Below are 25,258 nucleotides of genomic sequence, written 5' to 3' on the forward strand. Positions count from 1 at the left end.
GGGAGCCGTGCGAAGAAACCTGAAGGGTGATCAACGTGATGAATGCCGTGATGCTGCCGGTCGTGATGCTGCCAGGCCTGGATGGCACCGGCCTGCTGTCGGCGCACTTCGTAGAGGCAATGCAGGCGCGGGGCATGCAGATGCAGGTACTGCCGATGCCCGCGCAGGGGCCGCAGGACTACACCACCTTGGCGTCGATCCTGCGCCCGCAGCTTCCGGCATCTCCTTTTGTGCTGCTGGCCGAGTCCTTCGCCGGTCCATTGGCCATCGAACTGGCGGTGGCCGGGCTACCTGGATTGCATGGGTTGGTACTGAGCACGACCTTCGCACGGCGGCCGGTGCCGCTGCCTGCGGCGAGCGCACGGATACTGGCCCCGGCATGGCCGTTGCCGCCACTCGCGTTGATGGCCCGGTTGCTGCTGGGGCAATGGCGGACGCGCGCGAAGCTGCGTGAGCTGGGCCTGGCAATCGCGCAGGTGCCGGCTGCAACCCTGCGCCAGCGTGCCGCGACGACGCTGCGGGTGGATGTTCGTGCACTGCTGCCGGAACTCGTGTTGCCGACGCTGTGCCTGCATGCCCTGCAGGACCGCTTGCTGTGGCCGCCCAGCGTGGCCGAGCTGCAGGCCTTGTTGCCCGATGCCCGCCATGTGTCGTTGGAGGGGCCACATCTGCTACTGCAGGCGCGCGCCGACGCAGCTGCAGCCGAAGTTGCCGCGTGGATGAGGACGCTGTCGCCCTGATCGAAGGGTTCAGCCGCGCGCGCGGGTACGTGCTGCTTTCTTCGCCGCCACCTTGCGCACGGTCTTCTTTGCCGCACGGGTCTTCGCTGCCTTCTTCGCGGCAGCACTACGCGAGGCGGGAGTGCTGGCCTTCTTGGCCACCGTTTTCTTTACAGCCTTCTTCGCCGCCGCCTTGCCGGTCGGCGCCTTCTTCGCCGTGGTTTTCTTCGCAGCGGCCTTGCTGGCGGCTTTTTTCGCCGGTGCCTTCTTCGCCACCTTGCGCCCGCTGCCGCTGCGTTTGCCACCCCCATCCTGCTTGTTCACCGTGGCCCAGGCGATGCGCTCGGCCGTGCCTTCGCTGGCACCGCGCTGGCGTTCGCTCTCTTCGATGTGCTCGGCCTGGCGCTTCTGCTTGTCGGTATAGGCGGACTTGTCACCACGGGGCATGGCCGGGTCTCCGGTGGGGGCTGGCCCCCACGGTGGCCCCTCCGGCGTTAAGCGCAAGTCCCGCAAGGGTGATCGCCCCGGCAAGGGCGCCTCGGCTATGCTTGCCGCATGCGAGTCGAGCCCGCCGACATCGAAGCCCTGTTCGACGCCATCCCTGATGTGCTGTTCTTCATCAAGGACCGCCAGGGACGCTACACCCACGTCAACCAGACCATGCTGCGGCGGCTGGGCCTGCGCGCGCGCAAGGATGTGATCGGGCGCACCGCGGCCGAGATCTACCCGACCGGGCTCAGCGCGGACTACGTCGACCAGGACGCCCGCGTGCTGTCCGGCGAGGTGATCGAGAACCTGATGGAACTGCATCTGTTCGCCAACCGCGAACCGGGCTGGTGCCTGACCTGCAAGCGCCCGCTGGTGGTCGATGGGGCCATCGAGGGCCTGATCGGCATTTCCCGCGACCTGGGCCAGAAGGACAGCCTGGGCAGCCAGTACGAGCAGCTGCGGCTGGCCCTGGCCCATCTCAACGCGCACTACGCCGAGAACGTGCGCATGCAGACCCTGCTGGACATCACCGGCTTCTCGCTGTCCAAGCTGGAGCGCAGCTTCCGCAAGGTGTTCCAGATGACCCCGCAGCAGGTGCTGACCCGGCTGCGGATCCAGATGGCGATGCACCTGCTGCATGGCGACGACAGCATCGCCTGCATCGGCCAGGCCTGCGGTTTCAGCGACCAGAGTGCGTTCACCCGCAAGTTCAAGGCTGAAACCGGTTTCTCGCCGCGTGCCTATCGTGCCCGTATCGGTGGCAACGTCGGCGAGCCGGCCCTGGCCTGAGCCGCCTGCTGCGCTGTGCCTATCCCCGTGGGCATGGGACAGGGTAAGGTGTCGCCCCTGTAGCCCGCCGCCAGCCCTGCCGATGCCCAATTCGATTCCGACCGCTTCGCCGTCCCGCCTCGGACATTCGCTCAAGCCCCGCCAGCTGATCATGATGGGCCTGGGCAGCGCCATCGGCGCCGGATTGTTCCTCGGCTCGGGCGTGGGTGTGCAGGCGGCCGGTCCGGCGGTGCTGGTGTCCTATCTGGTCGCCGGTGCGCTGGTGATCATCGTAATGAACGCGCTGGGCGAGATGGCGGCGGCCAAGCCGACCAGCGGTGCGTTCTCGGTGTACGCCGCCGACGCCATGGGCGCCACGGCCGGCGCCACCGTCGGCTGGCTGTGGTGGGTGCAGCTGGTGATCGTGATCGCCGCCGAGGCGGTGGGTGCGGCCGGCCTGCTGGCCACGGTGTGGCCATCGGTACCGGTACCGATGGCGGCGCTGGCCTTCATGCTGTTCTTCACCGCGATCAACCTGCTCGGCGTGAAGAATTTCGGCGAGTTCGAGTTCTGGTTCGCGATCCTCAAGGTGGTGGCGATCCTGGCGTTCATCGCCATCGGCGTGGCGCTGCTGATGGGCTGGCTGCCGCAGGTGACCTCGCCAGGCCTGAGCAATTTCACCGAACACGGCGGCTTCGCACCGAAGGGCCTGGCCGGCATCGGTGCGGCGCTGCTGGTGGTGGTGTTTGCCTTCGGCGGTACCGAGATCGTGGCCGTCGCCGCTGCTGAAACCGAAGACCCCGAGCGCAGCATCGCCCGTGCCATCCGTACCGTGGCCTGGCGCATCCTGGTGTTCTACATCGGCTCGCTGAGCGTGATCATCGCCGTGGTGCCGTGGACCAGCGAAGCGCTGAAGTCGCCGTTCGCTGCGGTGCTTGATATCGCCCGCATTCCGGGTGCGGGCACCGCCATCACCCTGATCGCGGTGATCGCGCTGCTGTCGGCGCTCAATGCCAACCTCTACGGTGCCTCGCGCATGATGTATTCGCTGGCGCAGCGCCGCGAAGCCCCGGCCGTGCTCGGCTGGACCGATCCGCGCCAGGTGCCGGTGGTCGCCGTGCTGGCCAGCGTGCTGTTCGGTTTCGCCGCCACGGTGATGGAACTGCTGTTCCCGGACCGCGTGTTGCCGGTGCTGCTGAACATCGTCGGTTCCACCTGCCTGCTGGTGTGGACGCTGTCGCTGGTCTCGCAGCTGGTGCTGCGTCGGCGCGCGGATCGGCTGGGCACGCGCCTGCCGTTCCGCATGGCCGGCTTCCCGTGGCTGACCTGCTGTGCATTGGCGATCCTGGCGCTGATCTTCGGCCTGCTGCTGAGTGAGTCGCACACCCGCCTGCAGTTCCTGTCGATGGTGGCACTGACCGCCACCATCGCCGCTGGCAGTGCGATCGCGCGGCGGATGCGCGAGGCGTGATGGAAGCTGCCGGCCAGCGGCCGGCACTACCACGGGGGCTGCACATCGGGCGTGCGATGCTGATCGTGTGGGCCGTCACCGGCCCGTCGAACAGGAGTTCCGCATGCTGCGCAGCCGTCCGTTCCTGATGTTCACCGGCCAGGCCGAAGCCGCCCTGGCCCTGTATGCCGAGGCCTTTGCCGATTTCCGGTTGCTGGCCCTGCAACGCCACCCGGAGGGGCCCGGTGCCGGGGTGCCCGGGCAGGTCCGCCAGGCCATCTTCCTGCTCGGCGGCACCCATTACCTGTGCTTCGACAGCCTCGATGTGCACGGCTTCACTTTCACCCCGTCCATCTCGCTGTTCGTCGAGTGTGCCGGCGCCGAGCAGTTCGAGCGCGCGGTGCGCGTGCTGGGCGAAGGTGGGCACTGGCTGATGCCGGTGGGTGACTACGATTTCAGCAACCGCTACGGATGGGTGCAGGACCGCTTCGGCGTGTCCTGGCAGTTGAGCCTGGGGCAGATGCCGGACCCGTGATCGGATCTTTGTGGGTGTGGACCTTGGTCCACAGACCCTTGAAAAAACGGCCCGCTTGCGCGGGCCGTTTTCATTTCCGATGGATCGAAGGCTTACGCCTCGACTTCATCGTCCTTGTAGGCATCGACCGGGATGCAGGCACACATCACGTTCTTGTCGCCATACACGTTGTCGACGCGCGCCACCGGCGGCCAGTACTTGCTCTGCTTCAGGCTGGCCAGCGGGAAGGCAGCCAGTTCGCGCGGGTAGGCGTGGGTCCACTCGCTCGCGGTCACTGCGGTGGCAGTGTGCGGTGCGTTCTTCAGCGGGTTGTCCTCGCGGTCCAGGCGGCCGTCTTCGATCGCGCTGATTTCCTCGCGGATCTGGATCATCGCGTTGATGAAGCGATCCAGTTCGTGCAGCGATTCGCTCTCGGTCGGTTCGACCATCAGCGTGCCGGCCACCGGGAAGCTCAGGGTCGGGGCGTGGAAGCCGAAGTCGATCAGGCGCTTGGCCACGTCCTCGGCACCGATGCCGCTGGTCTTTTCCAGCGGACGCACGTCGAGGATGCACTCGTGTGCCACCAGGCCGTTGCGGCCGGTGTACAGGGTCTTGAAGTGCGGGGCCAGGCGCTTGGCGATGTAGTTGGCATTGAGCTGCGCGACCTGGGTGGCCTTGCGCAGGCCTTCGCTGCCCATCATCGCGATGTACATCCAGCTGATCGGCAGGATCGAGGCGCTGCCGAAGCTGGCCGCGCTGACCATGCCGACCGGGCCGTGGTCACCCAGCTTGCCCGGCAGGAACGGGGCCAGGTGCTCCTTGACCGCGCACGGGCCGACGCCCGGGCCGCCACCGCCGTGCGGGATGCAGAAGGTCTTGTGCAGGTTCAGGTGCGAGACGTCCGAACCCCACTTGCCCGGCTTGGCCACGCCGACCAGGGCGTTCATGTTGGCACCGTCGGTGTACACCTGGCCGCCGTGCTGGTGGATGATCTCGCAGATCTCCACCACCTCTTCCTCGAACACGCCGTGCGTGGACGGGTAGGTCATCATGATCGCGGCCAGGCGGTCGCTGTACTTCTCGGCGTTGAGGCGGATGTCCTCGACATCGACGTTGCCGTTGGCGTCGGTCTTGGTCACCACCACCTTCATGCCGCACATCTGCGCCGACGCCGGGTTGGTGCCATGCGCCGAGTCCGGAATCAGGCAGATATCGCGATGACCTTCGCCGCGCGAGCGGTGGTAGGCGCGGATCGCCAGCAGGCCGGCGTATTCGCCCTGCGCGCCGGAGTTCGGCTGCAGGCTGACCGCGTCGTAGCCGGTGCACTCCACCAGCATCGCTTCCAGCGTATCGATCAGTTCCTTGTAGCCCAGCGCCTGGTCGGCCGGCACCAGCGGATGGATCTGCGAGAACTCCGGCCAGGTCACCGGAATCATCTCGGCGGTGGCGTTGAGCTTCATCGTGCACGAGCCCAGCGGGATCATCGTGCGGTCCATCGCCAGGTCCTTGTCGGCCAGCGAGCGCAGGTAGCGCAGCAGTTCGTGCTCGCTGTGATGGGTGTTGAACACCGGGTGGGTCAGGAACGCGGACTGGCGCAGCAGGCCGGCCGGCAGCGCGTCGGCGGTGCTGGCATCGAGCGCGTCGACGTCGGCCTGCGCACCGAACACGGCAGCCAGCGCCACCACATCGGCGCGGGTCGCGGTTTCGTCCAGGCTGATGCCGACCGAGTCGCTGTCGATCGCGCGCAGGTTGTAACCGGCGGCGCGGGCCTTGGCGTGGATCTCATCGGCGTGCACGCCGGTGACATGCAGGGTGTCGAAGAAGTCGCCACCGACCTGCACGCCAGCCGTGCGTAGCGCGGCGGCCAGGATCGAGGCCAGGCGGTGGGTGCGGCGGGCGATGCGGGTCAGGCCGTCCGGGCCGTGGTACACGGCGTACATCGAGGCCATCACCGCCAGCAGCACCTGCGCGGTGCAGATGTTGGAGGTGGCCTTCTCGCGGCGGATGTGCTGCTCGCGGGTCTGCAGGGTCAGGCGATAGGCCGGGTTGCCCTGCGCATCGACCGAGACGCCGATCAGGCGGCCCGGCATCGAACGCTTGTAGGCATCGCGGCAGGCCATGAAGGCCGCATGCGGGCCACCGAAGCCGAACGGCACGCCGAAACGCTGGCTGTTGCCGACCACGATGTCCGCGCCCCATTCGCCGGGGGCAGCCAGCAGGGTCAGTGCCAGCAGGTCGGTGGCCACGGCCACCAAACCGCCGCGCGCGTGCACGGCATCGACCAGCGCCTTGTAGTCGCCGACCTGGCCGAAGGTGTCCGGGTACTGCAGCAGCAGGCCGAAGGCTTCCGCTTCCAGCGCTTCGGCCGGGGTACCGACGCGCAGCACGATGCCCATGGGCTCGGCGCGGGTGCGCAGCAGTTCCAGCGTCTGCGGGTGCACGGCGTCGTGCACGAAGAAGGTGTCCGACTTCGACTTGGCCGAACGCTTGGCCAGGGTCATCGCTTCGGCGGCGGCGGTGGCTTCGTCCAGCAGCGAGGCGTTGGCGATTTCCATGCCGGTCAGGTCGGCGCACAGGGTCTGGAAGTTGATCAGCGCTTCCATGCGGCCCTGCGAGATTTCGGCCTGGTACGGGGTGTAGGCGGTGTACCAGGCCGGGTTTTCCAGGATGTTGCGCAGGATCACGTTCGGCGTGTGGGTACCGTAGTAGCCCTGGCCGATGAAGCTGCGCAGCACGGTGTTCTTGTCGGCGATCGCACGGATCTTCGCCAGTGCCTGCACTTCGGTCATCGATTCCGGCAGTGCCAGCGGTGCGGGCGACTTGATCTTGGCCGGCACGATGGCGTCGGTCATCGCATCCAGCGACGCGTGGCCGACGACGTCGAGCATCTGCGCGATCTCGGCATCGTTGGGGCCGATGTGGCGCTCGACGAACGCGGAATGGTGCTCGAGCTCACGCAGGGAAGGGGTGTTCTGGGACATGGCGAAGGATCCGTCAGGAAAGGGCACACGCACGGGCACAAGCCGCCGGTCGGCGGTCTGCGGGGCGCCCCTCTGTCCTTTTGCCTGAGAGTTTGGAAGTGCGGCTGGCCGCAGCTTCGTGCCCCTTCGGCGCCGGATCGAACCGGTCTCTCCAGAGTTGTGTTACGGGTGGTATCGGGCCTGAGCGATTACGGGCGTTGCGCCTTCGGCAGCGGTGTTCCGCTTCTCCCACCGTGTTGCCAGCCGATTATAGCCCGTCGCGGGCCTGGCGGCCGCCTCAGGCGGGGGCGGTCGCGCCTGAATGGCCGATGGCCCGTCCGTACGTTTTGTGCACTGCTGCATGGCATCAGGCGCAATCCCCACCTATGATGGGCGGATACCCGAATTCATCTGGCGCCGTCCCTGCTGCAGGGGGACCGGCGCCCGCCGTGCGTGCCGCGCATGGCCCTGCCGGACGCCTTTCCCATGACCGCCGCTGTTGCTCCTTCCACCCGCCGCATGGCCCTGCTGCTCGCCGGCCTGGCCATGTTCGGTCCGTTCTCGATCGACACCATCTTCCCGGCCTTCCCGCAGCTGGCCCAGCGCCTGGCGGTGGACGAAGTGGCGGTGCAGCAGACCATCAGCGTGTACCTGCTGTTCTACGGCCTGATGAGCCTGGCACACGGCCCGCTGTCCGATGCCTGGGGCCGCAAGCGGGTGATCCTCGGCGGCCTGGTGGTGTTCGTCGGCGCCTCGGTCGGCTGTGCGCTGTCCACCGACCTGACCACGCTGCTGGCGTTCCGCGCGCTGCAGGGCCTGTCGGCGGGTGTCGGCATGATCGTCGGCCGCGCGGTGATCCGCGACCTGTACCACGGCCATGACGCGCAGCGGCTGATGAGCCAGGTGTCGATGCTGTTCGGCATCGCCCCGGCGATCGCGCCGATCATCGGCGGCTGGATCCTGCTCAGTGGTGCGGGTTGGCCGCTGATCTTCTGGTTCCTGGTGGTGTTCGCACTGGTGCTGCTGGCGGCCACCGCACGCTTCCTGCCGGAAACGCATCCGGTCGAGGCGCGGGTGCCGCTGTCGCCGCGGGTGCTGATGCGCGACTACGTGCGCATCGGCTTCAATCCGCGTTTCCTGCGCCTGGCGCTGGCCGGCAGCATCGGCTTCGGCGGCATCTTCCTGTACATCTCCTCGGCGCCGGTGTTCGTGATGCAGCACCTGCACCTCGGCGAGGGCGGTTTCGCTTGGCTGTTCATCCCGACCATCGGCGGCATGACCACCGGCTCGTTCCTGTCCGGGCGCATGGCCGGGCACACCACGCCCACCCGCCAGGTCGCCATCGGTTTCAGCCTGTGCGCGCTGTCGGCACTGCTGAACGTCGGCTACGTGGCGCTGTCACCGCAGTTCGTGCTGCCGTGGGCGGTGCTGCCGATCTTCCTGGGCGGCATGGGCATGGCGCTGATCTTCCCGATCCTGGCGCTGGCGGTGCTGGACATGTACCCGCATCAGCGAGGCCTGGCGTCTTCGCTGCAGGCCTTTGCGCAGCTGATGATCAGCACCGTGGTGGCGGGCGTGGTATCACCGCTGCTCAGTGCCAGCCCGTTGCACCTGGCACTGGGCCAGGCCGCCTTTTTCGCCATCGGTTTCGTGTTCTGGTACTGGGAACACCAGCGTGAACGCGTGGCGCAGGCAGCCTGCACGGACCATTGAGCAGCGCGCAGGGGTAGGGCAGGGCGCGATGCCCGCAACCCTTGCGGCGGAACACCACCGGATTAGGCTGGGGACTCCAGCCAGCCGGTGCAGGGTGCACGACAGCCAGCCGATCCAATGTCGTTGCATGAGGTTCCCCCATGGCTGCGCAGCAGACCTACCGCCTGTTCGAGGTGACGCTGAAAGAGCGCCGCGTGCTTTCCCCTTCGCTGGACCGCATGGTGTTCACCGGTGCCGACGTGGCACGGATGAAGACTGAAGGCCCCGACCAGCGCATCAAGGTGTTCTTCCCCTTGCCCGGGCAGGACGTGCCACAGGTGCCCAGTGGCGAGGACTGGTACCCGCGCTATCGGGCCCTGCCTGATGACCAGCGCCCACCGATGCGCACCTACACCATCCGTCAGCTGCGCGCTGAGCAGCGCGAGGTCGACGTCGATTTCGTCATCCATGGCGTGACCGGGCCCGCCTCGCGCTGGGCCATGCATGCACGCCCGGGCGACCGTGTGGCGCTGCTCGCTCCGGACGCCGACTGCGCCGACAGCAGCGAAGGCTGGGAATGGAAGCCGCCGGCCGGCGTTGGACAGGTACTGCTGGTGGCCGACGAGACCGCCTTGCCGGCCGTGGCCGGCATTCTTGAGGAACTGGCCGCACTGGCGGACCCGCCACGCACGCTGGCCCTGCTGGAAGTGGCCCAGGCCGGTGATGCGGTGCCGTTGACCGCGCCGGCCAGCGCCGAACTGGTCTGGCTGCCGCGCGGGCAGGCGGCCTACGGCCAGCCCCTGCTGCAGGCGGTGCAGGAACGCCTGGCAGCGGCCTCGAGCGTGGCCGTCGGCGATGAGCTGGAGGAGATCGACGTCGATGCGCAGATCCTCTGGGAGCAGGCCGATGCCAGCGTGGCGGGGCCGCTGTACGCCTGGGTGGCGGGCGAGGCCGGGGCCGTGATGGCGATCCGCCGGCATCTGGTCCGCGACTGCGGGCTGGACCGCCGCGCGATCACCTTCATGGGCTACTGGCGGCACGGCAAAGTACTGGACTGATCGCGCAGGATCGAACGTGCGTGAAGTGGCCCGGCGGGCGGGGTGCGCTATCCTTGCGCCCCCCTCGCCGCGGTATCGCACCATGTCCACCAGCTCCAAGACCCGCCGCGACCAGCGCCGTCGCCAGGAAAAGCAGGCCGCCAACAAGGCTGCAGCCCAGGCCTCGCCGGTGGAGCCGCATGCCGAACTGCGCGATGCACAGCGCACCCTGCTGGCCGGTGTCGTGCGCCGTGATGGCGAATGGGTGCTGGGCATGGATGGTCGCATCGCCGGCCACAGCGAGAGCGCTGCGCAGGTGCTGGCGCTGATCATGCAGGCCGGTGAACTGCACGAGCGCAACGGCACGCCGGTGCGCCTGATGTACTCCGATGCGCTGCGCGATGCCGCGCAGGCCGAAGCGAAGGAGAAGGGCCAGACCTTCGAGGAATTCAAGGCCGAGCTGGCCGCGGCGATGGCGGCGAAGAAGAACAGCTGACAGGCATTTCGGTAGCGCCGGCCGCTGGCCGGCTGCCGGTGCCGGCCAGCGGCCGGCACTACCAGAAAGGGGCGGATCCTCGCGGATCCGCCCCTCTTTCATTTCGCCGCCGGGGCCGCGTTGGCCTGCCAGCCGCACATCTGGCCTTCGTTCTGCTGCTTCAGCCACTCGTTGACCGGGGTGAAGTACTCGATCATCGGGCCGGCATCGAGCTTGTCGGTGCCGGTCAGTTCCTTCAGGGTGGCCTGCCACGGCTGGCTGGCACCCTTGCTCAGCATCGCCCAGTACTTCTGGCCGGCTTCCTTGTTGCCGTAGAAGGTGCACTCATGCAGCGGGCCCTTGTAGCCGGCCGCATCGCACAAGCCCTTGTAGAACTGGAACTGCAGGATGCGCGCCAGGAAGTAGCGGGTGTACGGGGTGTTGCCCGGCACGTGGTACTTGGCGCCCGGGTCGAAGAACTCTTCGCCACGGCTGCTGGCCGGGGCCACGCCCTGGTACTTGGCCTTCAGGTCCCACCACGCCTTGTTGTAGTTGTCGGCGGTGATCGAACCGTCGAACACGCCCCAGCGCCAGCGGTCGATCATCAGCCCGAACGGCAGGAACGACACGCCCGACAGCGCCATGCGCATCTGGTTGTTGATGACCGCCTCGCGACTCTCGGTCGGCGCATCGACCAGACCGATCGAGCTGAGGTACTTGGGGGTCATCGCCAGCACGATGGTGTCGCCGATCGCTTCATGGAAGCCATCGTTGGCACCGCCCTGGAACAGCGGCGGCAGCGGGTTGTAGGCCAGGTCGTAATAGATGTGGCCCAGCTCGTGGTAGATGGTGGTGAAGTTCTCTTCGTTCGGCTTGATGCACATCTTGGTGCGCACATCGCCTTCCATGTTCATGTCCCAGGCGCTGGCGTGGCAGACCACGTCGCGGTCATCGGGCTTGATGAACTGGGTCTTCTCCCAATACGACTGCGGCAGCGAGGGCATGCCCAGCGACACGTAGAAGTCCTGCGCACGCTCGGTCATCTGCCTGGCGGTACGCAGTTCGGCCTCGCGCTGCGCCTTGTACTGCGCGGCCACGTTGGCGTCCTTGCCGGCCTTGGCCAGCGCCGCGCTCAGGTTGGTCTGGTACTGCTTTTCAAGCGCTGCGGTGATGTCCAGGCTGCCGGCACCGGGGTACGGCTCCAGCTGGTCCCACAGGTTCGACCAGTCCTGCTGCCACATGTTGCCCAGCAGGTGCGCGGCGATCAGGCCATTGCCCACTTCGGCCTTGTCCTTGCCGTAGGTCTTGTCCAGCTTGCCACGTGCGTAGCAGTGCAGCTGCTCGTACATCGGCTTGACCTGTTCCCACAGGCGGTCGGTTTCCGGGCCGATCTGCTCCGGCGGCATGTCGTAGCCGCTGCGCCACATCTGGCCGGCATCGGTGAAGCCCATGCCCTTGGCACCTTCGTTCACCAGGCCGACGAACTTCTGGTAGTCGCCACGCATGCTCTTGGTGGTGCTGTGCCAGCCCTGCCAGGCATCGAGCTGCTTGTCGTAGTCGCGGCTGCGCGCCAGCACCTGCTCCAGTTCGCCCAGCTGGCGACAGGAGTTCGGATCGTTGGCGTCGGTGCAGTACTTGCCGGCCCCGTAGCTGCCTTCCATGCGGGTGGCGATCTGGGTCAGTTCAGCCAGCTTGGCCGGGTCACGCGGCGCCGGCATCGAGGACATCAGCTTCAGCAGGTGGATGGCGCGCTTGCTGTCCTCGCTCATCGGCTTGCCTTCGAACTTACTGGCCTGCTCGATCCAGCTGTTGAGCTGGGTCAGCGAGCGTTCGTTGGCCTTGGCCGCGATGCGTTCGGAATCGCTGTTGATGTAGGTGGAGGACAGCCACTGCGCCGAGGTCATCTCCGGGTAGGCGGCCTTGAATTCGGCATTGATTCGGGCCACGAACTGGTCGGCGGTTTCGCCGGCCGGCGCGCTGGGGCTGGCGGTCTCGGTGCCGGGCGACGGTTCCTTCTTGCAGGCGACCAGGGCCAGCGTGGCGGCGGCGATTGCCGAGGCCAGCAGGAGATGGCGGTGTTTCACGGGCGGTCCTTGGGTGGTGAACGACGGCCGAAGGCTAGTGGTCAGTTGCTGTCACCGCAAGTGGCGGAAGTCGGTTGGGTTCGGCAGGGCTGCGCCCTGCACCTGCAGAAGCAACGGCAACAGCAACATCAACATCAAAAGCGGGCTATCCGTGGGATGGCGGGGCGATGTCGGTGTGCGGGGACGCCGTGAACCCGTCCATGGGGGCTTGGCAGCCGCATCCATGCGGCTGACACCCCGCACCCCGACACCGCCCCACCTCTGACAGATCGCGGCGGCTGTTGGTGGGTGTCGACCTTGGTCGACACATCTGTCAGGTATCGATAATCAAATTTGAATCAGATCTACCGTGTCGACCAAGGTCGACACCCACCAGAGCAGACTGCCGTTCCAGCAGATCGCGGAAAACTGTCGAAGGCGGGGTGGGTCCGGTTGAGGGGGCGTGAGCCGCATGGATGCGGCGACCGAGCCTACATGGACGTATTTACGGCGTCCCCCTCAACCGGACCCACCCCGCCAACCCACGGAATGCCGCTCTTGCTTTGGCCGTTGCCTTTGCATTGAGCAGGTGCAGGGCTGCAAGCCCTGCCGAACAACCCTCAACTCTCGCAGTTGGCGAACACGTCGCGGTCGCGCTCGTACAGCGAGGTCTTCACCTGCATCAGGCCCAGCACCGACGGGAACAGGTTGTCATGGTCGGCATAGGCCGCCGAACGCTTGCGCACGCACTGCAGGTCCAGACCGCGGCTGCTGGCGAAGCCCGGTGAGAACCACATCGTCATCGGCACGCGGGTCTGCTCGGCCGGTGCGATGGCGTAGGGCACGCCATGCAGGAACAGGCCCTTCTCGCCCAGCGACTCGCCGTGGTCGGACAGGTAGATCATCGCCGTGTCGTAGTCCTGCATGCCCTGCAGCGTGCCGATGGTCTTGCTCAGGAAGTGATCGGTGTACAGCACGGCATTGTTGTAGCTGTTGGTGATCTCTTCGCGCGAGCAGCGGCCGATGTCGCGGGTATCACAGGTCGGGGTGAAGCGACGGAATGCCGGCGGATAGCGCTCGAAGTAGGCCGGTCCATGGTTGCCCAGCTGGTGCAGCACCACCACCCGGTCACCGGGCTTGGCGCGGACCTGGGTGGCCAGGTCCTGCAGCAGGATCTCGTCCATGCAGCGGCCATCGGCACACAGCCCCGGCGTGGTTGCGTCGGACAATGACTGGAAGTCCAGGCCTTCGCACACGCCCTTGCAGCCGGACTGGTTGTCACGCCACAGCGGTGCGATGCCGGCACGGTTCAGTACGTGCAGCAACGACTGGTGCGCGCGGATCTTCTTCTCGTCGTAGTCGTGGCGGCCCCACGGCGAGAACAGGCACGGCAGCGAGACTTCGGTGCTGGTGCCGCACGAGTGCATGTCCGGGAAGTTGATGACCGGCGCCTGCGCCAGTTCCGGCGTGGTGTTGCGGCCGCCGTTGAGGCCCCAGTTCTGCGCACGCACGGTCTCGCCCATCACGATCACCAGCAGGCGCGGCTTGCTGGCCGGCGCACGCGGCGTGGCCTTGGCGTCGGTGCCGATCGGCAGCTTCGGCGCGCGCTGCACCGGATTGTCGCCACGCAGTGCGCGCGGCATGCCCAGCAGCACGTTGGCCGGGGTGGCGAGATAGCGTACTTCGCGCTGGTTGCGCATCAGCGCCGAGACGTCCTGGAACGAGATCAGCGCGCCGCCGACCGCGGTCACTGCCGCCACCACCAGGAAGCCGAGGCGCCACAGCAGGCTGCGTCCCCAGCTGCGACGACGCAGCTGCACGCGCCACAGCACCACCATCGGCAGTATCGCCAGCAGCAGAACCGGCCACACCAGCGACACCGTCATCAGTTCGCGGCTCTCCTTGGGATCGGTCGCCAGCACGTTGCGCAGCATGTCCGCATCCAGGTAGATGTGGTAACGGCTCATGTAGTGCGCAGCGAATGCGGTCACCAGCAGCAGCAGGCTGATCACCACCTTGGCGTTCCAGCGCCAGACCAGGATGCCGAGCAGCACGCCGTGCGTACCCAGCAGCAACAACAGCAGCGAAAGTGCGTAGCGCAGGCTGCCCGGATGGCTGGCCATCGCGTTGTGCCAGAACAGGCCGTTGCCGGCCACCGCGAAGAACAGGCTGGTCAGCGCGATCAGTGCTTCGGTGGACAGCTGCGGCCGCCAGCGGAGGACGCTTGCCAGGGCCGGCAGGCGGGCGGAGCGTTGGACCGATGCACTCATGCGTTCGCCTCCTGGCGGTGGGGACGGTCCAGCTGATGGCGGATCAGGACATACAGGCCCAACGAAAGCAACCAACATATCAAGGCAGTGGCAACGTCATGCGAAAGGAAATGTGCGCCCCGCAGCTGCTGGCCGATGCCGAACACCAGGCCGGTGCCCAGGCCGATGCACAGCCCGGCCCAGCGCCACGAAGGCCGCCAGAGCAGGGCGAAGAAGTACAGGCAGAGCCAGGCGTAGCCCGCGCTGGCGTGCCCGGCCGGGAAACAGGCCTGCGGCGCCATGCCGGCCGGACGCAGGGTGAACAATCCGATGAAGGGCTGGTGGCCGCCATAGCGCAGCAGGTCCCACGGGCATTCCATCGGTATCAGCGACTTCAGCAGGGAGATCACTCCGGTGCCCAATGCCATGGCAGCAACGACATAAAGCAGCGCCCAGCGCAGGGTCCGGTCACGGCCCTTGCGCCAATGGTGGAAGCACAACAGGATCGCCACCAGCGCTGCTGCCGTGCTCATCCATTTGCCGACCTTGTGGACGAGCGTGCGGGTGACCCAGGCGTCCTGCAACGCCCAGTGGCCACCCTCAAGGCGGAACAGATGGTCGGCGACCCACTGATCGCCGCCGAAGCCCATCAGCAGCGTAAACACGGGAAGGCCGATTGCGACAGGCAGCCAGAGGTGAGTTACGGCAAATCTTGACGCCAGTGGCGATGTCGCAAGCGGTGCTACCGAATCAATGGGTTGGACGGGCATGCTGGGAAAGGGCGGTTCGGGAATCCGCGGTCATGCTCGTCACCTGTATGTCGGAGAAGGGTCGGACGCTCGTTCGTGCCGGGTTAATGTTTGCCCGGCACGTGTCAACGTTCAGTCTTCTTCAGCGGTCGATCCTGTCCGCTCGGCGTGGCACTCCGGGTCCCAGGCGGTACCCGGGAGCAGTTGCCAGCGATTCCGGTTGGCAATGCCGATGTCGATCACCTTGGCCGGATCCACGCAGGGGCTCATCGCATCGTCCAGCACCAGCAGCCAGCGCTTGTCCGGTGCTTCGGCCAGCCACGGGCCCGCATCGTGCCATTGCTCGGCCCACGGGCGCTTGAAACCGAACTCGCGCACCGGGCGGTCGGCCTGCAGCAGGTTCTGTTCGCGCCAGGCCACCAGCGCCAGTTCGGCATCGGGGCCGATCCGCGCGCCGACCCGGCGCATCAATGCCGAGGCCGAGGCGTAGGGGTCCAGCGCCGGGATCAGCACCAGTCCGTACAGCATCCACAGCATGCCGTGGGTCAGCAGCACCAGTGTCGCAGCGCGCCGTACCCGCAGCCATACGATCAACGTGGCCAGGGCGATGGCGAAGGTCAGCAGGCCGTCGCCGAGCACCGGCAGCAGGGTGTCAGGCATGGCCCGGCGCTCCAGCTGCGCCACCGCCCACGGGTGCTCGGTCATCAGCATCACGCCGAGCACGCCGGTGGCCAGCATCAGCACCACGCTGTAGCCGAACAGGTAGCGGCGCACGCACAGCCGGCGCAGCAGGCCCGGCAGCAGCGGTGCGACGGCCAGCGCCATCGCCGGCAGCATCGGCAGCAGATAGACCTCGCGCTTGCCCGGGCTGGCACTGAAGAACACCAGCACCAGCAGCGCCCAGCCCAGCAGCAGCCACTGCCGGCGGTCGCCACGGCGCAGGCGGCGCCACCACGGCTTGAACAGCAGCGGCAGCAGCAGGCTGCCCGGCAGCCACAGGGTGAGGATCACCTGCAGGTAGTACCAGACCGGCTGCCGGTGATGCCAGGCGTTGGCGTAGCGGGTGCCGGTCTGCTTGAACAACAGCTCATGCGCATAGGCCTGCAGCTCGGCGCTGGGCGCATGCAGCAGGGCCCAGCCCAGCGGTGCCAGCCACACCCCCACGCCCAGCAGGAAGGCCGGGATGAGCCAGAGCAGGCTGGCCGGATGCGGGCCCTCCACCACATGGCCGCGGCGACGCTGGTACAGCCACCAGCCGAACCAGGGCAGGACCATCAGCAGCGGCAGGAAACCCACGCCCTTGGTCACCGTGCCGACACCGGCGGCGAAACCGGCCAGCCACAGGGCGGGCAGGTTGCGTCGCTCACACAGGTGGCGCATCAGGCCCCACAGGGCCACGGTGGTCATGCCCACCAGCACCATGTCGATCTGCGCGCGCTTGGCCATCAGGCCGAACTGCAGGGTGCAGAACAACGCAGCCACTGCGTACAGCGAATGCCGGGGGGACCACAGGCGCCGCGCCAGGTCCGAGACCAGCCACAGGCTGAGCAGGGCGCCCAGCAGCGAGGGCAGCAGGAACGACCATTGCCAGCTGCCCACCACCTCGTAGGCCGCCGCCTGCAGCCACATGAACACCGGAGGCTTTTCCGCATACAGCTCGACGCCACGGTGGGGCAGCAGCCATTGCCCGCTCTCGACCATGGTGCGGGCAGCCAGCACGAAGCGGGGCTCGTCCGGCGGTTGCGGCTGGCGCATGCCGATACCGGCCGCCAGCGCGGCAATGATCAGCAGCCACAGCAGGGGCAGGCGCCAACGACGGGGCAGGGCTACGGGCACGGCGGGCTCCGGGAGCAAAACGGCCATTCTGAGGCGGCAGGGGTGGGAAAAGCGTCGGAGGTGGCCAAGGCGACCGCATTCCGACATGGGCAGCGCTACCATGTTACGAACTTCCGTGGATGTTTCGTGCATGCGTCTGTTGGTGATCGAGGACAACCGCCAGCTGGTGGCCAACCTGTTCGACTATTTCGAGTCGCGCGGGCATGTGCTGGACGTGGCCCCGGATGGCATCACGGGCCTGCACCTGGCCGGCAGCCACCCCTACGATGCGGTGATCCTGGACTGGATGCTGCCGCGCATGGAGGGGCCGGAGGTGCTGCGCCGCCTGCGCGCCGAGCACGCCTCGGAGGTGCCGGTGATCATGCTGACCGCACGTGACGAGCTGCCGGACAAAATCGCCGGCTTCCGCGCCGGTGCCGACGACTACCTGACCAAGCCGTTCGCCCTTCCCGAGCTGGAGGTGCGGCTGGAGGCGCTGCTGCTGCGTGCGCAGGGCCGCAATCCGCGCAAGCGGCTGCAGGTGGGCGACCTGGTGCTGGACCTGGCGACCCTGGAAGCGCAGCGCGGCAGCCAGGTACTGCATCTGTACCCGGCCTGCCGCAAGCTGCTGGAAGTGCTGATGCGCGCCAGCCCCGGAGCGGTCACCCGCCAGCAGCTGGAGTTTGCGCTGTGGGGCGACGAGCCACCGGATGGAGACCTGTTGCGTTCGCATGTCTACGAACTGCGCCGCAGCGTCGATGGCCCGTTCGCTGATAAGCTGATCCACACCCTGCCGCGGGTCGGCTACCGGCTGGCCGTGACTTCGGCCAGCGATCCGGCCAGGGATGACGATGAAGGCGCGTAAGCCGGGCCCGCTGTACCGGCGCGTGGTGTGGTGGTTGCTGGGCTATCTGGCGCTGTTGTCGATCGCGGTGTTCAGCGTCGGCAACTATGTGCACGAGCACGCCGAGCATGCGGCCTGGCGCGCGCTGCTCAACTCCGAACTGGACAGCATCGTCGACCATACCGAGCACGAGCCGCATTACCGTTGGCAGGACTCGGACACGCTCAGCCTGTTCCGTTTCGATGAAGGCAACATGCCCGAGAGCGTTCGCACGCTGCACCCCGGGCTGCACGATGGCGTACCGATCAAGGGGCGGCAGACCGCCGTGATGGTGCGCGACACCGGCTCGATGGGGCGGGTGGCGCTGGCGCTGGACATCTCCGACTTCCATGACCTGGAGCAGTTCGCCACGCGCTGGGTGATGCTGGCCGGGGTGATCATGATCTTCGTCACCGTGCTGATGGCTTCATTCGGCATGGAGCGGATGGTGCGTCCGCTGAGCCTGCTGGCCCAGCATATCGGTGCACTGCGGCCGGGCGTGCAGGGGCAGCGCATCAACGTGGACCCGCGCGGCAGTTCCGAGCTGCATACCATCGCCGATGCGTTGAACGACTACCTGGACCGCAACGAGCAGTTCGTCGAGCGCGAGCGGGTGTTCATCAGTACCGCCAGCCATGAACTGCGCACGCCGATCGCGGTGATGACCGGCGCCGCGGAACTGGCACTGGAACAACCCGGCCTGCCGGATCGGGCACGCCAGCAGATGCAGCGGGTGCTGCGTACGGCGCAGAACGTGGAACAGCTGATCGAACTGCTGCTGGTGCTGGCGCGTGACCCGGCGCGACTGGCCGCTCGCGCCGAGCGCATCGCGCTGGACCAGCTGCTGCCCGAGATTGTCGACGACCATCGTCACCTGCTGGGTGACAAGGACCTGAGCATCGGCATCCAGGCCGCGCCGGTGGATATCGTTGCGCCGTTGGCGGTGGTGCAGGCGGCGATCGGCAACCTGCTGCGCAACGCCATCGAGAACAGCGGCCGTGGCCATATCGAGCTGCAGCTGAGTTCGTCGGCAGTACTGACCCTGCAGGACCCGGGGCACGGCATGAGCCCGGAGGAGATCGCCGCGATCCACGCGCGCATGGCCCGAGGCGAGCGCGCCGACCGGGGTGGCGGCATTGGCCTGGACTTGATCGCGCGCCTGTGCGAGCACCTGGGCTGGACACTGCAGCTGTACCCGTGTGAACCGCGGGGAACGCGCGCCACTCTGGATTTCGGCGCTTCGCGGCCGGCCTGATCGGGCTGTCTTGGTAGATGCCAACCTTGGCTTGCCCACCCAAGCAATGGCGGTCCTGTGCTCTGGTAGATGCCAACCTTGGTTGGCATGCCCACCGAAGCAATGGCGGTCCTGTGCTCTGGTAGATGCCAACCTTGGTTGGCATGCTGTGCGTGTCACCGCCTGTTCGGGCGCGCTACGTGCTGGTCGATCAGGATCACATTCCCATCAGGATCGGCCAGCTGCAGGTAGCCCGTGCCCTGGCCCTCAGGGTCGGTACGCACTGCCAGCGCGATGCCGTTTGCATCCAGTCCGGCCTGGAGTTCACGCACGTCCTGGAAGTGGGGCAGTTCCTGCCTGTGCTGGTCCCAGCCGGGATTGAAGGTGAGCAGGTTGCCCTCGAACATGCCCTGGAACAGTCCAATCACCGTGCCGTTGCTGCGCAGTACCAGCCAGTTCTGTGCCGGGTCGCCACCGGTGACCGAGAAGCCCAGCGCTTCATAGAACGCACGGGAGGCGGCCAGGTCCTTCACCGAGAGGCTGACCGAGAAAGCGCCGAGCTGCATGAGGAGGCTCCCGGAGGGGATGGGGTCGTGGTCGGCACTGCAGCATGACCCGGCGTGAAGACAATGTTAATCTCAACCTGCGCCGCTTCATGCGGCGCTTTTTTTTCCCGCTCTTTCGATCGACAGAGGATCCCATGCCGACCGAACCCGCTACTGCCCTGATCAGCAACGACATCGTTGGACTGGGCCTGATTGCCGCCACCCTGGCCCTGATCTTCTGGGCTGCCAGCGGTCCGACCCCGCTGCTTAAGAAGATCTTCGCCTGGGTGCCGGCACTGCTGCTGTGCTACTTCATCCCCGCCATCTACAACACCGCCGGTGTCATCGATGGCCACAACACCTCGCTGTACAACCCGGTCGCACGTGATGTGCTGCTGCCTGCGGCGCTGGTCCTGCTGACCCTGTCGATCGACCTGAAGGGCGTCATCAAGCTCGGCCCGAAGTTGCTGCTGGTGTTCTGTGCCGGTACCGCCGGTATCATGCTCGGCGCCATCGTCTCGTTCCAGCTGATGAAGCTGATCCACCCGGAAACCGTGGCCGGCGACACCTGGGCCGGCATGGCCGCACTGGCTGGCAGCTGGATTGGCGGCGGCGCCAACATGGTCGCGATGCGCGAAGTGTTCGGTACCGATGCCACCACCTTCGGACAGTTCGCGGTGGTCGACGTGGCCTGCGCCAGCCTGTGGATGGCGATCCTGCTGTTCCTGGCCAACCGTGCGCAGCAGATCGACACCCGCAACGGCGCCGATACCCGCGCCATCGACGAGATGAAGGCCCGCATCAGTGCCTACGAGGCGCAGAATGCGCGCATTCCCAGCATGACCGACCTGATGGTGATCGTCGGCGTGGCACTGGGCGGCGTCGGCCTGGCCCATGCGATCGCGGCGCCGCTGTCGGGCTGGTTCAAGGCCAATGTCAGCTGGGCCAGCCAGTTCAGCCTGGACAGCCAGTTCGTGTGGGTGATCCTGCTGTCCACCGCAATGGGCCTGGGCCTGAGCTTCACCCGCGCACGCCGGCTGGAAGCGGCGGGTGCCTCGCGGCTGGGCACGGTGTTCCTGTACTTCCTGATCGCCTGCATCGGCATGCAGATGAACCTGCTCTCACTATTGGATCGTCCGTGGCTGTTCCTGCTGGGTGCGATCTGGATGGCCACGCATGTGCTGGTGCTCTGGATCGTTGCCAAGCTGCTGCGCGCACCGCTGTTCTTCTTCGCGATCGGTTCGCAGGGCAACATCGGTGCGGCGGCTTCGGCGCCGGTGGTGGCCGCGGCGTTCCACCCCACGCTGGCCCCGGTGGGCGTGCTGCTCGGCACGGTGGGCTATGCCACCGGTACGGGCCTGGCGTATGTCACCGGCTTGATCCTGAAGTGGATGGCCACCGGCTGAGCCGGGCCACGCCTGGCATCGCGATCCCGTGTAGAGCCGAGCCGATGCTCGGCTCTTTTTTTGCAGGCCGCAGGCGGAACTGTGCGGTACATACCGGATCGTATGGTGACCGCGTCGTAGCGTAGACAGCACCTGTCGCTCATCCGCAGCGACGTTGCCTGGGGGCTGGAATGACGCATCGACGGATGATTGGGGGGACCACGCTGCTGGCACTGCTGTTGGCCAGCGCCGGGGCAGCGGCGCACGCCGATGCTGCCGCGCGTGGTGCTCAGATACAGGCCGTAACCGAGGCCAGTGCGCGTGAGGTGGCGGGATTGATTGCCCAACCCGGCTTCGCCGAGGCCGTGCGCACCACGCTGGCGGTCTCACCGGAACGGGGCGTGGCACTGGATGCCGTGATGGAGCGCTTCGACCCGGGCGTCCGCACCCAGGCCAGCGTCTCGCTGGCCAGCAACGATCAGCAGCTGCGCCAGGCCAAGGGCTTGCCAGCGCAGGGCGAGGGGCTGCTGCAGCTGCGCGCCTACGTGCCGGACGGCCAGTCGCTGGCTGACATCGCCCCGCGCCAGTTGTGGGTGGCCAGCCTGCCACGGGGCAATGATCGTGACTGGACCACGCTGACGGCCTACGACGCGCGGGGCCGCGCGCATGTGCTGGACGCAAGGCAGGCACCGGCATTCCCGGTCTTGATCGTCGATGTCGATACCCGGCGCTCGGTGCAGGAGGGCATGGCGCTGGTCAACGCCGGCCTGCGCGCACGGGGCCTGCAATCGCCCGAGCGCCTCCAGCTGTCGGCCGATGGCGCGCGTGCATCACTGGACATCACCCGGCTGGACCGCATCCGCCTGGCCGACGACCAGGAGCCGTGGGCACTGGGCGCGGCGGAGGTGTTCGCGGTGGTGTCCGGGCTGCAGATCGGCAAGGCGGAGCCGGAGATGGCCACGGTCGACATGCCCTACCTGGACCATGACAAGACCGACTACACGCCGCAGCAGGCGCTGGTCCTGTGGGGCAACTATCGGTTCAACGCCGCCAACGTGCAGTTGTTCGAGGATGACGGTGACACCAATTACCAGGACCTGCTGGTGGCGTTGAGCAACGGTGTGAAGGCGGCGCTGGGTGCGTTCGCACCGGAGTATGCGGTCATCGCCGATATCGCCGGCGCGATCCTCAAGGCGATGCCGTCGTCGTGGTTCTCCAACGACATCGATTACCTGGACAGCTTCTATCTTGTCCAACGTGGGCAGGCGTACACCGATCGCATGGGAGCAGCGAACAACGCCAAGGTCACGCTCACTCCCATTACCCTGGTGGAATAGGCCAGCAGGGCTTGCAGCCCTGCACCCGCAGAAGCAACGTCAACGTCAACGGCAATAGCGGCATTCCGTGGGATGGCGGGGTGGGTCCGGTTGCGGGGGACGCCGTAAATCCCCCTCCGGGGTCCGGCCCAGCCGCTGGCGGCTGAGCGTTCGGGCACTTGCGAAGCAGTGCTTCGCAAGCAAAGCGCCCTCACCCATGTAGGCTCGGTCGCGCCATCCATGGCGCTCACGCCCTCGCAACCGGACCCACCCCGCCTTCGACAGCTGGCCGGCGGCCAGTAGATCCACACCATGCGTGGATGACTACATCGATGTCCACGAACAAAAAAGAGTCAGATCGGTTTTCCTTCGGAAAACCGATCTGACTCCGGATGTATCTTGCCGTCACCGGCAATCCGACACCGCCCCGTCAACGAAACAGAAAGCCCAGAGCCGACGCTTCAGCAGTTGCAGTTGCACCGGCCTCTGCGGGCGGCGGGCTGCAAGCCCGCCACCCACTTTCACCTCAACAGCATCGACCGCCATTGCGGCCGCCATATCGTGCTTCCTGCCGCTCGCGGAAGAACGTCTTGTAGTCCATCGGCTCCTGGTCCGGATGCTTTTCCAGCATGTGCCGGACATAGTTGTCGTAATCAGGAATGCCACAGCACAGGCGTGCGGTCTGCACCAGGCGCCGCCAGATGCGGCGGTGCGCCTGGTACTGGCCGGCGGGAACCAGTTGCGTGCTCATCACAGATCCACCATTTCATGCGGCTTCAGCGCCACGTACGGGGTCTCGCGGTCGCTGCGCTGCGGGTTGCGGCGCGCCGCCAGGATGGTCTTGATCGAATACACCAGCACCGCCCCAACCACCAGCAGGAACAGCGCGGTCAGGCCGGTGTTGACGTAGGCGTTGACCACGATCTGCTTCATCTGCGCCACAGACTTGGCCGGCGCAGTGATGGTGTCGCTGGCAAGCGCCGCCTGGAACTTGTGCGCCTGTGCCAGGAAGCCCTGCGCCGGGTTGCTGTCGAAGATCTTGATGAAGCCGGCGTAGGTGGTGCAGATCAGCAGCCACACCGCCGGTACCGCGGTGACCCACGCGTAGCGGTCACGCTTCATCTTGAACAGCACCACCGTGCCCAGCATCAGCGCGATACCGGCCAGCATCTGGTTGGAGATGCCGAACAGCGGCCACAGCGTTTGGATGCCGCCGAACGGATCGACCACACCGGTGTACAGCAGGTAGCCCCACAGCGCCACGCAGCCGGCGGTACCGATGATGTTGGCGGTCCACGACTCGGTCTTCTTCAACGCTGGCACGAAGTTGCCGAGCAGGTCCTGCAGCATGAAGCGCCCGGCGCGGGTGCCGGCGTCCACTGCGGTCAGGATGAACAGCGCTTCGAACAGGATCGCGAAGTGGTACCAGAACGCCATCATTGCGTCGCTGCTGCTTGGAATCGCCTGGTGCAGGATCTGCGCGATGCCCACCGCCAGTGTGGGCGCGCCACCGGCGCGGTGCAGGATGGTCGGCTCACCGATTGCTGCTGCCGTGGCGGTCAGCTGTTCCGGGGTGATGGTGAAGCCCCAGGTATTGGTGATGTAGTGCGCGGCCGACGCCACATCCGGGCCGATCACCGCCGCCGGGCTGTTCATCGCGAAGTAGATGCCCGGATCGATGATCGAAGCCGCCACCAGCGCCATCACCGCCACGAACGATTCCATCAGCATGCCGCCGTAGCCGATGTAGCGCATGTGCGCTTCATTGGCCAGCAGTTTCGGCGTGGTGCCGGAGGAAATCAGGGCATGGAAGCCGGAGACCGCACCGCAGGCGATGGTGATGAACAGGAACGGGAACATGCCGCCCTTCCACACCGGGCCATCGCCGCTGGCGGCGAACTGGGTCAACGCCGGCATCTTCAGCTCCGGCATCACCACGAGGATGCCGATGGCCAGCGCGATGATCGTACCGATCTTGAGGAAGGTCGACAGGTAGTCACGCGGTGCCAGCAGCAGCCACACCGGCAGCACCGAAGCGACAAAACCATAGCCGATCAGCATCCAGGTGATCTGGGTGCCGGTGAAGGTGAACGCCGGCCCCCAGGTCGGGTCGGCGGCGACCTTGCCGCCGAACCAGATCGCGGCCAGCAGCAGGATCAGTCCAACGATCGAGATCTCGCCGATCTTGCCGGGGCGGATGTAGCGCATGTACACGCCCATCAGGATCGCGATGGGCATCGTTGCGATCACCGTGAACATGCCCCAGGGGCTCTCGGCCAACGCCTTGACCACCACCATCGCCAGCACCGCCAGGATGATGATCATGATCAGGAAGGCGCCGAACAGGGCGATGGTGCCGGGCACCTGGCCCATCTCCTCGCGCACCAGGTCACCCAGCGAACGGCCGTTGCGGCGGCTGGACAGGAACAGGACCATGAAGTCCTGCACCGCGCCGGCCAGCACGACGCCCACCACCAGCCACAGCAGGCCGGGCAGGTAGCCCATCTGCGCGGCCAGCACCGGGCCGACCAGCGGGCCGGCGCCGGCGATGGCGGCGAAGTGGTGGCCGAACAGCACGTGCTTGTTGGTCGGCACGTAGTCCAGGCCATCGTTGTTGATCACCGCCGGAGTGGCCCGGGTTGGATCGAGCTGCATCACCTTGTTGGCGATGAACAGGCTGTAGAAGCGATAGGCGACGAGGTACAGCGACACCGCCGCGACGACGATCCACAGGGCATTGATGTGTTCGCCGCGACGCAGCGCCACGGTGCCCAGACAGAACGCGCCGAGCAGGGCGAGTACCGCCCAGCCCAGTTTGGAAAACCCTTTCATGAGGTGCTCTCTCCCGGAAAGACAGACAAAGAGTCCTGCTTGCCCTCGACACGGTCAATTGGCACAGGACGAATCTGCGGTAG

The 25,258-nt window shown here is 66.8% G+C and carries 20 protein-coding genes and 1 riboswitch; of the genes, 11 read left to right on the forward strand and 9 right to left on the reverse strand.

Annotation, left to right across the window (positions count from 1 at the left end; all coding sequences use genetic code 11):
• Nucleotides 1-38 precede the first annotated feature (38 nt).
• Nucleotides 39-740 carry a BioH protein gene (locus SSKA14_RS07910; protein ID WP_008266291.1) on the forward strand — a complete coding sequence of 234 codons (702 nt, stop codon included), beginning with the start codon at nucleotides 39-41 and terminating at the stop codon, nucleotides 738-740.
• Between the two features lie 9 nt (nucleotides 741-749).
• Here the strand turns inward: SSKA14_RS07910 and SSKA14_RS07915 are convergent, their stop codons facing one another.
• Nucleotides 750-1,166, reverse strand: coding sequence for a hypothetical protein (locus tag SSKA14_RS07915; protein ID WP_008265341.1), 417 nt, complete (start codon nucleotides 1,164-1,166; stop codon nucleotides 750-752).
• A 108-nt stretch (nucleotides 1,167-1,274) separates the two neighbouring features.
• Here SSKA14_RS07915 and SSKA14_RS07920 point away from each other — a divergent pair, with 108 nt between their 5' ends.
• The 3 genes from SSKA14_RS07920 to SSKA14_RS07930 all read left to right on the forward strand — a co-directional run bounded on the left by SSKA14_RS07920 (nucleotide 1,275) and on the right by SSKA14_RS07930 (nucleotide 3,961).
• Entirely contained in the window at nucleotides 1,275-1,997 is a 723-nt protein-coding gene (locus SSKA14_RS07920) for an AraC family transcriptional regulator (RefSeq protein ID WP_008267851.1), read from the forward strand.
• 82 nt (nucleotides 1,998-2,079) lie between these two features.
• Nucleotides 2,080-3,447 (forward strand): amino acid permease, encoded by a 1,368-nt coding sequence (locus SSKA14_RS07925; RefSeq protein WP_008266768.1) that lies wholly within the window; start codon nucleotides 2,080-2,082, stop codon nucleotides 3,445-3,447.
• A gap of 103 nt (nucleotides 3,448-3,550) precedes the next feature.
• Nucleotides 3,551-3,961 carry a VOC family protein gene (locus SSKA14_RS07930; protein ID WP_040007294.1) on the forward strand — a complete coding sequence of 137 codons (411 nt, stop codon included), beginning with the start codon at nucleotides 3,551-3,553 and terminating at the stop codon, nucleotides 3,959-3,961.
• A 92-nt stretch (nucleotides 3,962-4,053) separates the two neighbouring features.
• On the opposite strand, the gene gcvP is transcribed toward SSKA14_RS07930, so the two are convergent.
• Complete coding sequence (gene gcvP / locus SSKA14_RS07935) at nucleotides 4,054-6,921, reverse strand: aminomethyl-transferring glycine dehydrogenase (RefSeq protein ID WP_008267226.1); 2,868 nt, start codon at nucleotides 6,919-6,921, stop codon at nucleotides 4,054-4,056.
• Nucleotides 6,922-6,983: 62 nt separating this feature from the next.
• Nucleotides 6,984-7,086, reverse strand: a riboswitch (glycine riboswitch).
• Between the two features lie 300 nt (nucleotides 7,087-7,386).
• Here gcvP and SSKA14_RS07940 point away from each other — a divergent pair.
• From SSKA14_RS07940 to SSKA14_RS07950, 3 genes are all read left to right on the forward strand, one after another.
• A complete protein-coding gene (locus SSKA14_RS07940; RefSeq protein WP_040009448.1) occupies nucleotides 7,387-8,613 on the forward strand; it encodes a multidrug effflux MFS transporter in 1,227 nt (408 codons plus the stop codon).
• A 140-nt stretch (nucleotides 8,614-8,753) separates the two neighbouring features.
• On the forward strand, nucleotides 8,754-9,650 hold the full coding sequence (locus SSKA14_RS07945) for a siderophore-interacting protein (protein WP_008267552.1): 897 nt from the start codon (nucleotides 8,754-8,756) through the stop codon (nucleotides 9,648-9,650).
• Nucleotides 9,651-9,732: 82 nt separating this feature from the next.
• The gene (locus SSKA14_RS07950) at nucleotides 9,733-10,125 is read left to right on the forward strand and encodes a hypothetical protein (protein WP_008265644.1); all 393 of its coding nucleotides are present in this window, start codon (nucleotides 9,733-9,735) and stop codon (nucleotides 10,123-10,125) included.
• 98 nt (nucleotides 10,126-10,223) lie between these two features.
• On the opposite strand, the gene SSKA14_RS07955 is transcribed toward SSKA14_RS07950, so the two are convergent.
• The 4 genes from SSKA14_RS07955 to SSKA14_RS07970 all read right to left on the reverse strand — a co-directional run bounded on the left by SSKA14_RS07955 (nucleotide 10,224) and on the right by SSKA14_RS07970 (nucleotide 17,001).
• Nucleotides 10,224-12,188: a M2 family metallopeptidase gene (locus SSKA14_RS07955; protein ID WP_008265730.1), complete on the reverse strand. Its 1,965-nt coding sequence runs from the start codon at nucleotides 12,186-12,188 to the stop codon at nucleotides 10,224-10,226.
• 599 nt (nucleotides 12,189-12,787) lie between these two features.
• Complete coding sequence (locus SSKA14_RS07960; RefSeq protein WP_008267201.1) at nucleotides 12,788-14,437, reverse strand: phosphoethanolamine--lipid A transferase; 1,650 nt, start codon at nucleotides 14,435-14,437, stop codon at nucleotides 12,788-12,790.
• Nucleotides 14,434-15,186 (reverse strand): phosphatase PAP2 family protein, encoded by a 753-nt coding sequence (locus tag SSKA14_RS07965; RefSeq protein WP_040007296.1) that lies wholly within the window; start codon nucleotides 15,184-15,186, stop codon nucleotides 14,434-14,436. Before SSKA14_RS07965 ends, SSKA14_RS07960 begins: the two co-directional genes overlap by 4 nt.
• A gap of 111 nt (nucleotides 15,187-15,297) precedes the next feature.
• The gene (locus tag SSKA14_RS07970; RefSeq protein WP_008267416.1) at nucleotides 15,298-17,001 is read right to left on the reverse strand and encodes a glycosyltransferase family 39 protein; all 1,704 of its coding nucleotides are present in this window, start codon (nucleotides 16,999-17,001) and stop codon (nucleotides 15,298-15,300) included.
• A gap of 130 nt (nucleotides 17,002-17,131) precedes the next feature.
• Here SSKA14_RS07970 and SSKA14_RS07975 point away from each other — a divergent pair, with 130 nt between their 5' ends.
• A complete protein-coding gene (locus SSKA14_RS07975; protein ID WP_008267972.1) occupies nucleotides 17,132-17,845 on the forward strand; it encodes a response regulator transcription factor in 714 nt (237 codons plus the stop codon).
• Nucleotides 17,832-19,118: a HAMP domain-containing sensor histidine kinase gene (locus SSKA14_RS07980; protein WP_008264631.1), complete on the forward strand. Its 1,287-nt coding sequence runs from the start codon at nucleotides 17,832-17,834 to the stop codon at nucleotides 19,116-19,118. Before SSKA14_RS07975 ends, SSKA14_RS07980 begins: the two co-directional genes overlap by 14 nt.
• A gap of 155 nt (nucleotides 19,119-19,273) precedes the next feature.
• Here the strand turns inward: SSKA14_RS07980 and SSKA14_RS07985 are convergent, their stop codons facing one another.
• Complete coding sequence (locus SSKA14_RS07985; RefSeq protein ID WP_008268405.1) at nucleotides 19,274-19,663, reverse strand: VOC family protein; 390 nt, start codon at nucleotides 19,661-19,663, stop codon at nucleotides 19,274-19,276.
• 134 nt (nucleotides 19,664-19,797) lie between these two features.
• Between SSKA14_RS07985 and SSKA14_RS07990 the strand changes: the two genes are divergently transcribed.
• Nucleotides 19,798-21,048 carry a DUF819 family protein gene (locus tag SSKA14_RS07990; RefSeq protein WP_040007302.1) on the forward strand — a complete coding sequence of 417 codons (1,251 nt, stop codon included), beginning with the start codon at nucleotides 19,798-19,800 and terminating at the stop codon, nucleotides 21,046-21,048.
• 185 nt (nucleotides 21,049-21,233) lie between these two features.
• On the forward strand, nucleotides 21,234-22,364 hold the full coding sequence (locus tag SSKA14_RS07995; protein WP_008264616.1) for a DUF3103 family protein: 1,131 nt from the start codon (nucleotides 21,234-21,236) through the stop codon (nucleotides 22,362-22,364).
• A gap of 505 nt (nucleotides 22,365-22,869) precedes the next feature.
• Here the strand turns inward: SSKA14_RS07995 and SSKA14_RS08000 are convergent.
• Together SSKA14_RS08000 and SSKA14_RS08005 are read right to left on the reverse strand one after the other, a co-directional pair.
• On the reverse strand, nucleotides 22,870-23,094 hold the full coding sequence (locus SSKA14_RS08000; protein WP_005410613.1) for a CstA-like transporter-associated (seleno)protein: 225 nt from the start codon (nucleotides 23,092-23,094) through the stop codon (nucleotides 22,870-22,872).
• A complete protein-coding gene (locus SSKA14_RS08005) occupies nucleotides 23,094-25,175 on the reverse strand; it encodes a carbon starvation CstA family protein (protein WP_006462520.1) in 2,082 nt (693 codons plus the stop codon). The genes SSKA14_RS08000 and SSKA14_RS08005 overlap by 1 nt, the downstream gene beginning before the upstream one ends.
• Nucleotides 25,176-25,258 lie beyond the last annotated feature (83 nt).

Origin of the sequence: Stenotrophomonas sp. SKA14, assembly GCF_000158575.1 — a bacterium.
GTDB classification, from domain to species: domain Bacteria; phylum Pseudomonadota; class Gammaproteobacteria; order Xanthomonadales; family Xanthomonadaceae; genus Stenotrophomonas; species Stenotrophomonas forensis.

Coding starts and splice junctions, on each gene's coding strand:
- SSKA14_RS07965 (WP_040007296.1), bottom strand. CDS start 15,186: ATGCCCGTCCAACCCATTGATTCGGTAGCACCGCTTGCGACATCGCCA.
- SSKA14_RS07915 (WP_008265341.1), bottom strand. CDS start 1,166: ATGCCCCGTGGTGACAAGTCCGCCTATACCGACAAGCAGAAGCGCCAG.
- SSKA14_RS08005 (WP_006462520.1), bottom strand. CDS start 25,175: ATGAAAGGGTTTTCCAAACTGGGCTGGGCGGTACTCGCCCTGCTCGGC.
- SSKA14_RS07910 (WP_008266291.1), top strand. CDS start 39: ATGAATGCCGTGATGCTGCCGGTCGTGATGCTGCCAGGCCTGGATGGC.
- SSKA14_RS07930 (WP_040007294.1), top strand. CDS start 3,551: ATGCTGCGCAGCCGTCCGTTCCTGATGTTCACCGGCCAGGCCGAAGCC.
- SSKA14_RS08000 (WP_005410613.1), bottom strand. CDS start 23,094: ATGAGCACGCAACTGGTTCCCGCCGGCCAGTACCAGGCGCACCGCCGC.
- SSKA14_RS07990 (WP_040007302.1), top strand. CDS start 19,798: ATGCCGACCGAACCCGCTACTGCCCTGATCAGCAACGACATCGTTGGA.
- SSKA14_RS07975 (WP_008267972.1), top strand. CDS start 17,132: ATGCGTCTGTTGGTGATCGAGGACAACCGCCAGCTGGTGGCCAACCTG.
- SSKA14_RS07980 (WP_008264631.1), top strand. CDS start 17,832: ATGAAGGCGCGTAAGCCGGGCCCGCTGTACCGGCGCGTGGTGTGGTGG.
- gcvP (WP_008267226.1), bottom strand. CDS start 6,921: ATGTCCCAGAACACCCCTTCCCTGCGTGAGCTCGAGCACCATTCCGCG.
- SSKA14_RS07940 (WP_040009448.1), top strand. CDS start 7,387: ATGACCGCCGCTGTTGCTCCTTCCACCCGCCGCATGGCCCTGCTGCTC.
- SSKA14_RS07950 (WP_008265644.1), top strand. CDS start 9,733: ATGTCCACCAGCTCCAAGACCCGCCGCGACCAGCGCCGTCGCCAGGAA.
- SSKA14_RS07920 (WP_008267851.1), top strand. CDS start 1,275: ATGCGAGTCGAGCCCGCCGACATCGAAGCCCTGTTCGACGCCATCCCT.
- SSKA14_RS07985 (WP_008268405.1), bottom strand. CDS start 19,663: ATGCAGCTCGGCGCTTTCTCGGTCAGCCTCTCGGTGAAGGACCTGGCC.
- SSKA14_RS07945 (WP_008267552.1), top strand. CDS start 8,754: ATGGCTGCGCAGCAGACCTACCGCCTGTTCGAGGTGACGCTGAAAGAG.
- SSKA14_RS07925 (WP_008266768.1), top strand. CDS start 2,080: ATGCCCAATTCGATTCCGACCGCTTCGCCGTCCCGCCTCGGACATTCG.
- SSKA14_RS07995 (WP_008264616.1), top strand. CDS start 21,234: ATGATTGGGGGGACCACGCTGCTGGCACTGCTGTTGGCCAGCGCCGGG.
- SSKA14_RS07960 (WP_008267201.1), bottom strand. CDS start 14,437: ATGAGTGCATCGGTCCAACGCTCCGCCCGCCTGCCGGCCCTGGCAAGC.